The organism is Klebsiella sp. 2680 (assembly GCF_900198535.1).
GTDB lineage: Bacteria > Pseudomonadota > Gammaproteobacteria > Enterobacterales > Enterobacteriaceae > Klebsiella > Klebsiella indica.
Genome location: NZ_FZNJ01000004.1, coordinates 392,086 through 406,804, shown reverse-complemented (window position 1 = coordinate 406,804; position 14,719 = coordinate 392,086). Strand labels below are relative to the sequence as shown.

Here is a 14,719-nt window from a genome sequence, read left to right as displayed (position 1 = left end):
GTTCCGTTCACGATAAATACGCGGATATTCGTTATATCCACAGCGTGTGAACGGGCAGGGGGACGTTTCGCCCGTCCCCCTGCACCCCCGGCATTGCGCTGAAAACCTGCCGCTGCGCGGTCCGCTCCACTCCGGCTTCATCTGGCGGACCGGCTGAGACGCGGCATCCTTGCCGCGACTCAGCCTCTGGCCGCCGTCCTGGCGGCCAGTCCTGGATGTGCGCCTGCGTTCCCGCCAGGTTTCCTTGATGAGCCCAACCCCCATGCGGTGAGTCCGTTATTCGTCAGTGGCTTTTCAGAGGCTGAAAGTCATAAAGAAGTTATATCCTTTATATTTCAGCCCGTATCAGCTCAGTTAGTGAATCAACCGAATCAGATTTTCGTTTAAACCACCGATAATGCGTTTGCCACAGGCAAATAAAACAAAAGACAACACCGATGATTTGCTTAAGTGAACGGCATTGGTCACTTAAGCTGCCGTTTTTTTGTGCAAAATTAGCGTGCCAAAGGTTTTACCTTTTCACTTATTGCTGCACACTTAAGAAGATTTATTGCTAAAAGGAGTCGTTTATGTGGCATCAGCAAACCCTGATATTAGGCCCGAAAGCCAGGGGTTTTCACCTGGTAACTGATGAAATTGTGGGCCAAATTCGCCAACTGTCGCGGGTGAAAACGGGCCTGCTGCATTTGCTGCTCCAGCATACATCCGCTTCCCTGACGCTCAATGAAAACTGCGATCCGACCGTCCGCAACGATATGGAGCAACATTTTCTCCATGCCGTGCCGGATAACGCGCCGTATGAACACGATTATGAAGGTCCCGATGATATGCCCTCGCACATTAAGTCGTCGATGCTCGGCGTATCGCTGATGCTGCCTGTGCAGGATGGGCGCGTCAGTCTGGGAACCTGGCAGGGTATCTGGCTGGGGGAGCATCGTATTCACGGCGGATCGCGCCATATTATTGCGACGCTCATGGGGGAATAAAAATGACAATTTCGGAACTCTTGATGTACTGCATGGCAAAACCGGGCGCGGAGCAAAGCGTGCATAGCGACTGGAAAGCCACACAGATCAAAGTGGGGGATGTCCTGTTTGCAATGGTAAAAGAGGTTGAAGATAACCGGCCTGCGGTATCGTTAAAAGCCAGTCCGAAGCTGGCGGAACTTTTGCGGGAGCAGCATCGTGATGTCCGCCCCAGTAAACATCTGAATAAAGCTCACTGGAGTACGGTGTTTCTTGACGGTTCCCTGCCGGATTCGCAGATTTACTACCTGGTTGACGCTTCATACCAGCAGGCGCTCGATACGCTTCCCGAGAGTAAGCGCAGACTATTATCATAAAATTCCAGTCAGCAGCGCCATCTGGCGTATAGCCCTGATGCCGGATGTTGTCCGAGTGAAAATCACTCAATATCAGCGGCAAAAATAAGGTGAGATAACGCCTCTTCCCGAAGAGAGAAGAGGCTGGTGAAGTTACTTCAACATCGGCTTAAGGAAGCGAGCGGTATAGGAAGCTTCACACTCGGCAACCGTTTCTGGCGTACCGGCAACGAGGATTTCACCACCGCCGCTGCCGCCCTCCGGGCCGAGATCGACAATCCAGTCCGCCGTCTTAATGACATCCAGATTGTGCTCAATCACCACGATAGTGTTGCCCTGATCGCGCAACTGGTGCAGTACCTCCAGCAGTTGCTGAATATCGGCGAAGTGCAGCCCGGTAGTCGGCTCATCAAGAATATACAGCGTTTGCCCGGTACCGCGTTTCGACAATTCTCGCGCCAGCTTGACGCGCTGGGCCTCGCCGCCGGAGAGCGTGGTGGCCGACTGACCGAGACGAATATAGGTCAGCCCTACATCCATCAGCGTTTGCAGCTTACGCGCCAGCGCCGGAACCGCGTCGAAGAACTCACGTGCTTCTTCGATAGTCATATCCAGCACTTCATGGATCGTTTTGCCTTTGTACTTAATCTCCAGCGTTTCGCGGTTATAGCGTTTGCCTTTGCACTGATCGCAGGGCACGTAAATATCCGGCAGGAAGTGCATCTCGACTTTGATTACGCCATCGCCCTGGCAGGCTTCACAACGGCCGCCGCGCACGTTGAAGCTGAAACGGCCCGGCGTGTAGCCGCGTGAACGTGATTCCGGTACGCCTGCAAACAGTTCACGCACTGGCGTAAAGACGCCGGTGTAGGTGGCCGGATTGGAACGCGGCGTACGGCCGATAGGGCTCTGGTCAATGTCGATCACTTTGTCGAAATGTTCCAGCCCCTGAATATCACGATACGGCGCGGGTTCGGCAATGGTCGCGCCGTTAAGCTGGCGCTGGGCGATCGGGAACAGCGTATCGTTAATCAGCGTCGATTTACCTGAGCCGGATACGCCGGTAATGCAGGTAAAGAGGCCCACCGGCAGCGTCAGCGTGACGTCTTTCAGGTTGTTACCGCGTGCGCCGGTCAGCTTCAGCACTTTCTCCGGATTGGCGGGAACGCGCTGTTTTGGCACCTCAATTTTGCGTTTACCGCTCATGAACTGGCCGGTCAGGGATTCCGGCACAGCCATAATCTCTTCCAGTTTACCTTCAGCCACCACCTGACCGCCGTGGACACCTGCCCCAGGGCCGATGTCGATAACGTGGTCGGCGGCGCGAATCGCGTCTTCATCGTGCTCGACGACGATAACGGTGTTGCCGAGGTTACGCAGGTGGATCAACGTGCCGAGCAGGCGTTCGTTATCGCGCTGGTGCAGGCCGATAGAGGGCTCATCCAGCACGTACATCACGCCCACCAGGCCTGCGCCAATCTGGCTGGCGAGGCGGATACGCTGGGCCTCGCCGCCGGAGAGGGTTTCCGCCGAGCGGGAAAGGGTCAGATAGTTCAGGCCGACGTTGACGAGGAATTTCAGGCGATCGCCAATCTCTTTCAGCACTTTCTCGGCGATTTGCGCGCGCTGGCCGGAGAGCTTCAGATTGTTGAAAAACGCCATCGCGTGGCCAATGCTCATATCTGAGATGGTCGGCAACGGCGTATTTTCGACGAACACGTGCCGCGCTTCGCGACGCAGGCGAGTGCCGTCGCAGCTGGTGCATGGACGGTTGCTGATGAACTTCGCCAACTCTTCCCGTACCGCGCTGGATTCCGTCTCTTTATAGCGGCGCTCCATGTTGTGCAGCACGCCCTCGAACGGATGGCGGCGCACGGAGGTGTCGCCGCGATCGTTCATGTATTTGAATTCAATGTTTTCCTTACCTGAACCATACAGCACGACCTTCTGCACGCTGGCCTCCAGGGTTCCCCAGGGGGCTTCCACGTCGAACTTATAATGCTCCGCCAGCGATTTCAGCATCTGGAAATAGTAGAAATTCCGCCGATCCCAGCCGCGGATAGCCCCGCCAGCCAGCGAGAGTTCAGGATTTTGAATGACGCGTTCAGGGTCGAAATATTGCTGTACGCCCAGGCCATCGCAGGTCGGGCAAGCGCCAGCCGGGTTGTTGAAGGAGAACAGGCGCGGTTCCAGTTCACGCATGCTGTAGCCACAAATCGGGCAGGCGAAGTTGGCGGAGAACAGCAGCTCTTCCGCTTTTGGATCATCCATATTGGCGACGATCGCGGTGCCGCCGGAGAGCTCCAGCGCGGTTTCAAAAGACTCGGCCAGACGGGTGCTGAGATCTTCACGTACTTTAAAGCGGTCAATAACCACCTCGATCGTGTGTTTCTTCTGCAACTCCAGCTTTGGTGGATCGGAGAGATCGCACACTTCGCCGTCGATCCGCGCGCGGATGTAGCCCTGCCCGGCGAGGTTTTCCAGCGTTTTGCTGTGCTCGCCTTTGCGCTCTTTAATGATCGGCGCCAGCAGCATCAGACGCTGGCCTTCAGGCTGAGAAAGCACATTATCCACCATCTGGCTGACGGTCTGCGCCGCCAGCGGGACGTCGTGATCCGGGCAGCGGGGTTCGCCGACGCGTGCGTACAGCAGACGCAGGTAGTCGTGAATTTCGGTAATGGTACCTACCGTCGAACGCGGGTTGTGGGAGGTCGATTTCTGTTCAATGGAAATCGCCGGCGACAGCCCTTCGATATGGTCGACGTCCGGCTTTTCCATCAGCGACAGGAACTGCCGCGCGTAGGCGGAGAGCGATTCAACGTAACGACGCTGTCCTTCGGCGTACAACGTGTCGAAAGCCAGTGAGGATTTGCCTGAACCCGAAAGCCCGGTAACGACAATCAGTTTGTCGCGTGGGATGACGAGGTTGATATTTTTGAGATTGTGGGTGCGGGCGCCCCGAACTTCGATCTTATCCATTCACCTTTCCCGGTAGATACGCGGATTGCCTGGTTTGCTTGAAGGACAAACGGCGGAAACGGCTAATTATGACACAATTTAACCTGTTTGAATATACAGTGTTCGAATGCATTTTCCGGCAAGCTATGTAACAATGTCAGCCCGCGCGTGATATCCGGAACACACTTCCCAGCTATCAAATGACCCCCTGGAAATGATACACTCGCGCGTTTACACTTAATCAAGAATCGTATTCAGGAGACACAGACATGGCCAGCAGAGGCGTAAACAAGGTGATTCTCGTCGGTAATCTGGGCCAGGACCCGGAAGTTCGCTACATGCCGAGTGGTGGTGCGGTTGCCAACATTACGCTGGCTACTTCCGAATCCTGGCGTGATAAAGTGACCGGTGAGATGAAAGAGCAGACTGAATGGCACCGCGTTGTGCTGTTTGGCAAACTGGCGGAAGTAGCTGGTGAGTATCTGCGTAAAGGTTCTCAGGTTTATATTGAAGGCCAGTTGCGTACCCGCAAGTGGACAGACCAATCCGGGCAGGACAAATATACCACTGAGGTGGTGGTTAACGTTGGCGGCACGATGCAAATGCTCGGCGGTCGTCAGCAGGGCACCGGCGCGCCGGCAGGCGGTGGTCAGCAGCAGGGTGGTTGGGGCCAGCCTCAGCAGCCGCAGGGCGGCAACCAGTTTAGCGGTGGCGCGCAGTCTCGCCCGCAGCAACAGGCTCCGGCAGCACCATCCAACGAACCGCCAATGGACTTTGACGACGATATCCCATTCTAAAAAATACCATAGACCTTTTTGTAAAGTTTTAAACTGTAAGCCCCGTTAATCGGGGCTTTTCATTTTTTTTAGAAATGTAAAGTATGCTTGAGAACATTTTGGTTATCAGCTACGTTTAAAAAACGTAAAGAATGGTGGCCAATATGATTACATTAGTGACTAGGCATATTGTGAGTAAGACGGGAGAGAGGCTAAAGCTTCTTGTCGATGCTTCTTCAGGTATCCCGTTGTTTTACCCTAACTTATACTGCACGTCCCAAATACGTGGGGCCTCTAAATCTGTAGCTACCATTCAAAGTTACATAACTTCAATGAAAGTGCTTTATTCTTGGGCTGCTGAATATTCGGTCGATATTGAAGATCGATGGAAGAAAGCAGAATGGTTTAAGATTTGGGAAATTGATTCTTTAAGGGATTATTGTTCTTTGCCATTGAGACCTCCTTCGGAACGGAAAGAAAAAGTTGTAAATATAAGACAAGGTCGCCCAGTTATTTCTGCAGGTGTTAATTCATCAACCAAATACACTCGTATTACTTTCATTGCGGATTATCTGAGATGGCTTGCTAAAATTTTGAATAGAACTTCCAGCAAGAGCATAAATATTGAAATAGAGGCAATGTATCAAAATATTAAGTCTCATCGTCCCAAGATGAAAGGGAGATCAGTAACCCCTCGAGAAGATAAGGGGCTTGATTCTGACTTAATTAAGAAAGTAATTGAAGTATCTAAACCAGGGCATGATAGTAACCCTTATCAAGGTTATGCTTTACAAGTGCGCAATGCTGCAATCATAGCCCTGCTACATTATTTAGGCATTCGTAGAGGTGAGCTACTCAATCTGAGAGTTGATGATATAAACTTTGTCACCAATGAGCTGAGGATTGTTAGACGTGCTGATAACTCTATAGATTATCGTGTTTATCAGCCATTAGTAAAAACTGAAGAGCGAATCTTACCTATAAATAGCAGATTGGCTGAGATAATAAGTGAATACATTATAAAGTATCGTTCAACTTTTCCACACGCTCGTAAACATCCTTATTTATTTGTTACACATAAAAAAGGAGGCTATCAAGGTGAGCCTCTTTCAAATAGTGGATTTGGGAAGTTGATGTCAGCTTTACAGGGTATAGCTGAAAATTTTTCACCGATTCACGCGCATGCCTTTAGGCATAGTTGGAACTATAATTTTTCAAAAGTCTTAGATCAGGTGGAAAACAAGCATAGCCCTGAGAAAGAAGAACAAATGAGATCTTACCTTATGGGTTGGAAAGAAGCCTCGGGTACAGCGGCTACATATAATAGACGGCATATAAAAGAAAAAGCCAAAGAAGCAATTTTGGACTTTCAGCGTAGTATTAGAGGTTCAGGAGTAAGCTCTGATGATTAACTCTGAAAAAATTGATGTCAGCTACGGGGAAACAGCGTTTATTTCCTGGGATGGAAGAGCATTTAATATAAATGATGATTCGTGGAAATTAAATAAAAATGTCGTAGTTGTTGTTAAATGGATATCAAAGTTGAAGCCAATAGTAGCGTCTTCACTTAAAATTGTGCTGGCGCGCTTTGCTGAAGAATACGCAGCGGAAACAGTAAGAGGACTGAATGACCAGGCGAGACAGTATTTTAATCTCACAGGAGATTGTGAGTTTTTGGTTGACTCACTAATTTCGTATCGCTCATCTCTATCACGCGATGAGGAACAAAAACTATCTAAAATAAGAATGCTGGTGCGAAATTGGACTAAATGGGGATACCCAGGAGTATCACAAGAAGCTTTTGAATTTCTCGATAGTCTGCGTTTAAAAGGACTGGAAAAAGGAAAAGCAATAAAGAGGTTAGATCCTGAGGAAGGGCCATTAACTGAAATTGAAATGAGTGCTTTGATTGATGCAATGCTACAGGCGTATACTTCTAATAAGATAACTATTTCTGATTATACACTATCGGCAATTCTTGTTTATACCGGTAGGAGACCAATACAAATTACTAGTCTAAAGATAAAAGATATCTGCTCGCATAGGGTTGGTGAACTTGATGAATACTGGATAAATTTCCCAAGAGCTAAACAGAGATTTTCAAAATGGCGTACGGAGTTTAACTCTTACCCTATTACCCAAGATCTTTGGAGCCTCTTAAGTCAGCATATAACTAAAGTCTCAAACAAAATTCTTAAATTAATAAATTTCCAATTAACACCTGAAGTAATACAGGAATTTCCATTATTCCCAGACTTTTCCGAAATACGTAAATGCAGGGGTTATAAATCATTTATTGCTGCATTGGATAGCGATGCTCTACATATTGAACGGGATTTCTGTAATGAAGTAATGAAAAAGTTGAAGGGCGTTCTTAATGTTTATTCTGAGCGAACAGGAAAAAGGTTAAATCTTTCTACTCGGAGATTTAGATACACGCTCGGAAGTAATATTGCACGCGAGGGTAAAGGAGAGCTAATTATCGCTGAAGCTCTGGATCATTCTGATACACAGAATGTCGGTGTATATGTGAAGAATCTACCAGATGTAGTGGAGCGTATAGATAAGGCAGTTGCTTTACAGTTAGCACCACTCGCGCAGGCATTTCAGGGAACTTTGGTAGATTCAGAAGCTGATGCTGAACGTGGAGGGGATAAGAATAGTCGAATAGGGAATGCAGACGTAAATATAGGTAATTGTGGAAGCTACGGTTTCTGTGGGGCTATGGCACCAATAGCCTGTTATACATGTAAATATTTCCAGCCTTGGGTCGATGGGCCGCATGAAATAATTCTGGATGGATTGATCGAAAAACGTGACGAAGTATTGCGCAATACAAAAGATATAAAAATTGCCTCTTCTAATGACAGATTAATACTTGCCGTCGCACAAGTTATTCGAAGATGTAATGCTAAAAAACTTGAGCGTTCGCGTGTGGAGGGGGGCTAATGGGCGAGATATTTCATTTTGTGCCTAAGACTGGATGGGATGCTGAGGCGAATGTTAATGAATTTATAAGGCGATGCCGTGATGATTTAACTGTATTCGGGAAAAATATCAATTGGGATAGTTGGAACTGGAAAGGGGTTGTCAACTATACGAAAGTTGGTGCACCAAGTCGTGGTATAAGTTCTGAACACCTGCTGGATGATAAAATTCAGGATTTTGCGAAGGCTTATATTCGCTACCAGCAAGGACATAATCCGACAAAGAATATTCAAGAAATTAAAGCTATCCGCTGTATCGAACCTGCATTGCTCAAAGTTAAAGGTATTACAGATATTACCCAAATAGATGTGTTAGTGCTTGATGAGGCAGCAGTGGTCGCCAGAGAGCAGTATGGTAGTTCTGGTTATCATGCTGGAGCGCATTTGGAGAGGTTGGCGAAATTTATTTCTGACAAAGGAATGGTTGTATCTCCAATCAATTGGAAAAACCCAATCCAGAGGTATATGGACCGAAATCTAACTGGTGAAAAGGGTCAAGCTCTTAGGGAAAAGAAACTTCCGAAGGACCATCAGCTGGACTATATGGCTGAAATGTTTGCAAATGATTTTCTTGATCCGCGTGACCGTTTCACGACCTCTATGTTTGCATTAAGTATGTGCGCTCCTGGGAGAGTTTCAGAATTTCAGGACTTATCAATTGATTGTATTCATGAAGAAAATGATAGAAAAGGAGTGCCGAGGCTAGGGCTACGTTTCTACGCGGGGAAGGGTTATGGTGCGGATATAAAATGGGTCAGTACACCGTTTGTTTCGATTGCTAAAGAAGCAATTAGGCGACTTAAGGATCTTTCCATAGAAGGCCTGAAGATCGCCAAATGGTTGGAGACTAATCCTGATGAATTTTATCGACATCCGCAATGCCCAAATGTCGGTGAAGATGATCCATTAACGGCTGTTCAAATATGTCAGGCTATGGGATGGGTGGTCCAGGAAGGTAGGTCCGCTATGTCTGTAGCGTTCAATCCGAGTAAAAATGAAATATTATCAATTCGGCAGAGTAAGGGAGAAGTTACTCTTAGAGACCTTAACCAGATTGTGCATTCCAATCTACCTGCTGGTTGGCCTTGGAAAAATAAAGAACGTGGTGTGAAGTATTCTGAGGCATTGATTTGTTTAAGAAAGGATGAGCTTCATGGCAACAGAGGTGTTTCACCTGTAATGCTTTGGACACCAGACAATGCTACTTTTACTTATGACCTAGGCCCCAGAAAAGGCACAGATCAGAGAAGTATTTGGGAGCGTCATGGCTACAAAAATCCAGATAGTTCAGAGATAAAACTAACTTCGCATCAACTGAGGCATTTGTTAAACACAGTAGCCCAGCGTGGGGACCTCGGACAATTCGATATAGCGATGTGGTCTGGACGTACCAATATCCATCAGAACCGCACCTATAACCATATTTCTGAATATGAAGTATTGGATAAGGTGAAAGCTATTCCAAGTGTTGTGGCTATGATGGGCCCACTCGATAAGGTGAAAAGCCATATACCAGTGACCCTCAAGGATCTGGATGCTATTGGAGAGGGCATTGCCCATGTCACGGAATATGGGTTTTGTGTTCATGATTTTTCAATGATTCCTTGCCAGAAGCATCTTGACTGTATCAATTGCACTGAGCAAGTATGTGTAAAAGGCGATAGAGAAAAACTGAATCGTCTCATAATACAAAGAGATAAAACCATAACACAGTTAGCGAAAGCATCCACAGGAATGGCAAAAGGTTTTTATGGCGCTGGACGATGGTTTGAGCATCAAAAGCGAACTCTAGAACGAACGGTAGAATTGATTAGACTTCTTGAGTCAGATGATATCGAGGACGGTTCCGTGATTCGTTTACGCAATAAGAAAGAGTTTAGCTCGTTAAAGCGCGAGTTGGATGCACAAATTGCGCAGCAGAAATTAGAGTCTGAAGTGCAGATTAAAAATGAAATGAGAGCTCTTTTGGGAGGGGATTTTGGCTAAGCATTTAACCCAATTAGATATCGAGGCAATCCTTGGTGCCCTTGACGGTTGGCAAGGAAAACTGACATGGGACAGTCTTTGCGATGCTGTAGTTAAGCATATTGGCAAACGTCCAACGCGGCAGTCGCTCAATTCTAATAAACAGATTAAACTGGCATTTCAGAATAAGAAATCAAGGGTGAAAGGCGCCCCCGAGGACACAAAGATACCGCCTTCATTGGCTATCGCTGGTCAACGTATAAAGCGTCTTGAAGAAGAAAATTCTAGGTTGAGAACTGAGAATTTACGACTTCTTGAAAAATATATTATTTGGCAATATAACGCATATCGACATGGTTTACCTGAAGAAAAATTAAATATGCCCTTACCGGCGATAGATCGTGAGAGTTCCAAGTAATTTATCATCTTGTGATATTTATCATGGTTTGGCCGTCATCTTTAGATTCAAATATTACATGGCATAGTTAAAAAATTGATTCGAAAATGTTATTAATAATGGGAGTTGAGATAACAAGCAGGAGTTGGCGATATATCTTGAAATCCCAGTTAGGTCCTGAATAATAATATATAGTGAGGGAGTGAAATGCTAAAAAAATTCAACCACATTAAAAAAATGGGAGTGTTCGATAACTTCATTTGGGATACTCAGGTTTTAAGTAAAGGAGGTGCAGTTCAAAGCTTTGTTGATATTAATATAATATATGGTAGGAATTACTCGGGAAAAACAACACTTTCCCGCATTGTCCGTGCTTTAGAAAAGGGAGAGATTTCTAATAAATATGGCACGCCTTCATTTAATTTAAAATTTTCAGATAATGTTGAAGTTACTAATCTTAACTTATCCACACATGATAAAAAAATACGTGTTTTTAATGAGGACTTTATTCGAGATAACTTGCGATTCATCAGTAATCCTGAAGAGAGTATTGAGTCTTTCGCTATCCTTGGTGACGATAATAACAAAATAGAAATGGAAATATCGGAATTAAATTCTGAATTAGGAACAAATGAAGAAGGAAAAGAAACAGGTCTATATGCAAGAAAAAAAACGGCAACTGCAACCTATAATAATGCTTTCATGAAGCATAAAAGTGCTAGCGATAACTTGGATAAGCAGCTAACAAATAAGGCTACAGGAAAGGATATTGGAATAAAATACAAACCAGAGCGTTTTGGTGACCAGAATTACACTATAGTAAAGCTTAAAAATGAAATTGCGGAAGTTAATAAAAGTAGTTATAAGCCACTAACAGAAGAACAGTTGGGACAATACGATAAGTTGATTACAGAGCGAGTATTGCCAAATTTGCCTCAATTTAAACCTCCTACTCTTAATCTCAAATCATTTGAGATAGACGCTGAGAAACTAATTACAAAAATAATCAGTGCGTCTGATAAGATTGAGGAATTAGTTAAGGATGCAATCTTAAATAGATGGGTGAATGAAGGTAGAACACATCATAGAGATCACCATGATAAATGTGCATTTTGTGATAATATCATTTCGCAGGAACGATGGATAAAACTAGACAAACATTTTGATGAAGAGTCAGAACAACTGGAAAAAGATATTGATGTTCTGACCAAGAAAATTGCAGAAGAAAGAAAATCAATAAAAACGGTTTTGTCAGTCAATAAATCGTTCTTTTACTCTAGGTTTCATAATGAATTAGATGAATTAGTTTTAAATCTTGAAATTGCGGGTAAAAATTATGAGGTATCGCTGGATAGCCTTATTCAGCAACTTCATGATAGGAAGAAGGATACTTTAAATGCCAAAAAATTTGATACTCCTCTCGACTCTACACCTGAGTTGATCGATGCATGGGACAAGTATTTAGATATTTGCAGTAAGAATGATACATTTACTAGTTCCTTGAATTCTGAAAAAACTAAGGCGATGAAACTTCTTAGATATAGCGAGGTTTTTAATTATCTAATTACGATAGATTACCAAAATCTGACCAGTTCAATAGCTGAATTGAAAAATAAGTCCGATGAAGCAAGTAGTGAACTATCGCTCATTACCGGGATGATTTCCCAAAAGCAATCATTGATCATTGAAAAGAAACGTGAGTTAAATGATGAGGAAAAAGGAGCAAAAAAAGTCAATGAATATTTAAATAATTTTTTTGGTCATAAGTTTCTATCTCTTGAAGCCCAAAAAGGTCAGAACGATGATATGAACTCCACTAAAATTCGATTTGAAGTAATGAGAGATGGAAAGAAAGCTTACCATCTCAGTGAAGGTGAATGTAGTCTTCTGGCATTTTGTTATTTTCTTGCAAAATTGGACGATATTGAAACACGTGATTCCAAGCCAATTATTTGGATTGATGATCCAATTTCCTCACTTGATGGTAATCATATATTTTTTATTTATAGTTTGTTAAATGCTGGGATTGTATCTACTGGAATATTTAAACAGTTATTTATCTCGACCCATAATTTGGATTTTTTGAAATATTTGAAAAGGTTGAAAGATAGCTTTATTGATAATGTTGGCAGGAAAATTAGTTTCCAAAAATCTTACTTTGTTGTTATAAGGAGTGAAAAAACGTCTACCATTCAAGTTATGCCATCGTACTTGAAGGAATATGTTACAGAATTCAATTATCTTTTTCATCAAATATATAAATGCTCTACTATTGATGTCATTGATGATACTAATTACATTACGTTCTATAATTTTGCTAATAACGCTAGAAAGTTCTTTGAGATATATTTGTACTATAAGTACCCTGACCAGGGTATGAGCGAATCAACACTCAATTTATTTTTTGGGGAAGACAAAATTCCGGCCATTCTATCTGACAGAATTAATAACGAATACTCACATTTGTGTGGTGTATTTGAACGGGCTGCAACGCCTGTGGAAGTACCTGAGATGAAAACAGCAGCATGCCAAATAATCGAAAAGCTTAAGGAAGATGAAGGCCAGTACTCAGCACTGCTTAAAAGTGTTGGAGAGTATATAGAGCAATAGGAATAAATAAGTTCTATTTGATTATTTTAATATGACAATTTTATTTTTCGTTGCAGAGCCGAGAGGAAGAGAAATAGAGTGTCATTCCTATAATTTATTCTAAAAAGGAATGATACTCGTCTCAATTCTTTGATATCTATAATACACTGAAAACGCTACAGAAGCCGGTTATTCCTGATAGTGAATGGATCACATATGGGGAGTGGGTCATCCTCAGTTGACATAATCAGTATGCCGGAAGATCTCTAAAAGTGAATGGTTCGTTTTACCGGGATGCTTACATGCTCAAGAGGGATCCTATATGACTTTTAGTCCAGTGATTCAGCTCACTGCTACACTTGCAGAATTATCGAAACTCTGTATGCGGATACCCATGAGGGGGCTATAATGGTTCTTATTATTGAAAAATGGAGGAGCAGCCCGGTAGTTAGAGTCCCGGAGCGGAGTTTGGTATGAAAAAATTTGGCTTAGGTGCAAATGATGTTATTGATATTAAAGACCAATATGGTTTCATCATCATTGGCCATACGGAACTGAAAATATATTCCTTGGATACTCTCTTGAAGGGAATTTCCGCAGTTAATCTTCACCAAAAAATTAGCTTCGGTTTACCAACAGGTAAAGAGCAGCTCTGATTTTTTCACGCTGTTCCGAAAGATTTTTATGTTCTTCCAACTGCTGAAAATTTAGAAGGAAGGGCAGAGAATCCAGCGCTGAGTGTTGTCGGTAATTGTCATCATGCATTAATCATTTTATGTACAATAACATTGAACCGCGTTCATTCAGATGTTCGTATCGAAATCTTCGTTAAAGCTCTCAATATACATATTATGTGTTGGCTTACCGGTATGCTTACAATTTAATTAACTACTTTATCTGTAATGGTATTTTTATCTCAAGACTCAATATTTTCCTTCTAATCTACAGTGAAAGTTTCTTGAAATACCTTGGGGTACGCTGGTTCATTCGAGACCCATTCGCGCTCACCTCGCGTAATGAAATCTGCGATAGCAGATTCAATGATGTCATGGCTCAAAACATCAACATCAACGATAATCTGCAAACCAATACCATTTGCATAGCCGGGTAGGATACGATAACCACTGTGAACTATTGGTGGGTTTTCTCGGGCTATTTCCTGTTCTCGCTTCTCAAGATATTCCATCCATGTCAGCCCTGCGAATTGGGCGAGTGCTGGTTTATTGCACAAATCACAGAACCGTTCGCCATCATCCAGCATCGACCATGCTTCATTGAATGCGATTGATTCGACTCTATCACTAAATTCTACACTGGCCGTAATTATCTCCGCATTCCAGAAAATCGCAGAGTCTCTTCCCAAGAAAAGTATGTCGCTCCACTTCCAGTTTCCGCATGCAAATGCCTCATCTATATCGCACTCGTCATAGAATATACCACCACAGCGATGCCGTTCACGGTGGATAAGGTTTTTGATTTCTCGGGTTTTAGCGCGGCGTTTACGGCGCGAAAGGGAGGTGAATACCCTGTGTTTCCGCTTCATGTGTGCTAACTCCGCGTTTTTTCGCTGGAAAAAGCCCAGCCGGGTAGAATACATGTTTAATTAGGGTAACGGAAGTTTTATCCCGAAGAACGATTGTTTTATCTGTAATAGATAATTTATTCAATACGTTAATTGAGGTGGTGCCGTAATTATGGACACTTTCTGTCCTCACGACGAGGTCTG

The 14,719-nt window shown here is 44.2% G+C and carries 11 protein-coding genes; 9 read left to right on the top strand and 2 right to left on the bottom strand.

Features of this window, described 5'->3' with window-relative positions; translation table 11 throughout:
- The first annotated feature begins 569 nt into the window (after positions 1 to 569).
- Positions 570 to 986: a secondary thiamine-phosphate synthase enzyme YjbQ gene (locus FN037_RS19080; protein ID WP_138363128.1), complete on the top strand. Its 417-nt coding sequence runs from the start codon at positions 570 to 572 to the stop codon at positions 984 to 986.
- A 2-nt stretch (positions 987 to 988) separates the two neighbouring features.
- Positions 989 to 1,342 (top strand): MmcQ/YjbR family DNA-binding protein, encoded by a 354-nt coding sequence (locus FN037_RS19075; RefSeq protein ID WP_138363129.1) that lies wholly within the window; start codon positions 989 to 991, stop codon positions 1,340 to 1,342.
- Between the two features lie 132 nt (positions 1,343 to 1,474).
- On the opposite strand, the gene uvrA is transcribed toward FN037_RS19075, so the two are convergent.
- Positions 1,475 to 4,300 carry an excinuclease ABC subunit UvrA gene (uvrA, locus tag FN037_RS19070; protein ID WP_142502964.1) on the bottom strand — a complete coding sequence of 942 codons (2,826 nt, stop codon included), beginning with the start codon at positions 4,298 to 4,300 and terminating at the stop codon, positions 1,475 to 1,477.
- Between the two features lie 248 nt (positions 4,301 to 4,548).
- Between uvrA and ssb1 the strand changes: the two genes are divergently transcribed.
- The 7 genes from ssb1 (at position 4,549) to FN037_RS19035 (ending at position 13,649) form a co-directional block, all read left to right on the top strand.
- Positions 4,549 to 5,076 (top strand): single-stranded DNA-binding protein SSB1, encoded by a 528-nt coding sequence (gene ssb1, locus FN037_RS19065; protein ID WP_138363131.1) that lies wholly within the window; start codon positions 4,549 to 4,551, stop codon positions 5,074 to 5,076.
- 143 nt (positions 5,077 to 5,219) lie between these two features.
- A complete protein-coding gene (locus tag FN037_RS19060; protein ID WP_057992044.1) occupies positions 5,220 to 6,467 on the top strand; it encodes a tyrosine-type recombinase/integrase in 1,248 nt (415 codons plus the stop codon).
- Complete coding sequence (locus FN037_RS19055; protein ID WP_142502963.1) at positions 6,460 to 8,004, top strand: site-specific integrase; 1,545 nt, start codon at positions 6,460 to 6,462, stop codon at positions 8,002 to 8,004. The genes FN037_RS19060 and FN037_RS19055 overlap by 8 nt, the downstream gene beginning before the upstream one ends.
- Complete coding sequence (locus FN037_RS19050; protein WP_044650468.1) at positions 8,004 to 10,028, top strand: integrase; 2,025 nt, start codon at positions 8,004 to 8,006, stop codon at positions 10,026 to 10,028. The genes FN037_RS19055 and FN037_RS19050 overlap by 1 nt, the downstream gene beginning before the upstream one ends.
- On the top strand, positions 10,021 to 10,425 hold the full coding sequence (locus FN037_RS19045; protein ID WP_142502962.1) for a hypothetical protein: 405 nt from the start codon (positions 10,021 to 10,023) through the stop codon (positions 10,423 to 10,425). Before FN037_RS19050 ends, FN037_RS19045 begins: the two co-directional genes overlap by 8 nt.
- Positions 10,426 to 10,611: 186 nt before the next feature.
- Positions 10,612 to 13,014 carry an AAA family ATPase gene (locus FN037_RS19040; RefSeq protein ID WP_064388572.1) on the top strand — a complete coding sequence of 801 codons (2,403 nt, stop codon included), beginning with the start codon at positions 10,612 to 10,614 and terminating at the stop codon, positions 13,012 to 13,014.
- Between the two features lie 452 nt (positions 13,015 to 13,466).
- Positions 13,467 to 13,649 (top strand): hypothetical protein, encoded by a 183-nt coding sequence (locus FN037_RS19035; protein WP_235897013.1) that lies wholly within the window; start codon positions 13,467 to 13,469, stop codon positions 13,647 to 13,649.
- A 281-nt stretch (positions 13,650 to 13,930) separates the two neighbouring features.
- Here FN037_RS19035 and FN037_RS19030 read toward each other — a convergent pair whose 3' ends face one another.
- Positions 13,931 to 14,536 (bottom strand): hypothetical protein, encoded by a 606-nt coding sequence (locus tag FN037_RS19030; RefSeq protein ID WP_142502961.1) that lies wholly within the window; start codon positions 14,534 to 14,536, stop codon positions 13,931 to 13,933.
- Positions 14,537 to 14,719 lie beyond the last annotated feature (183 nt).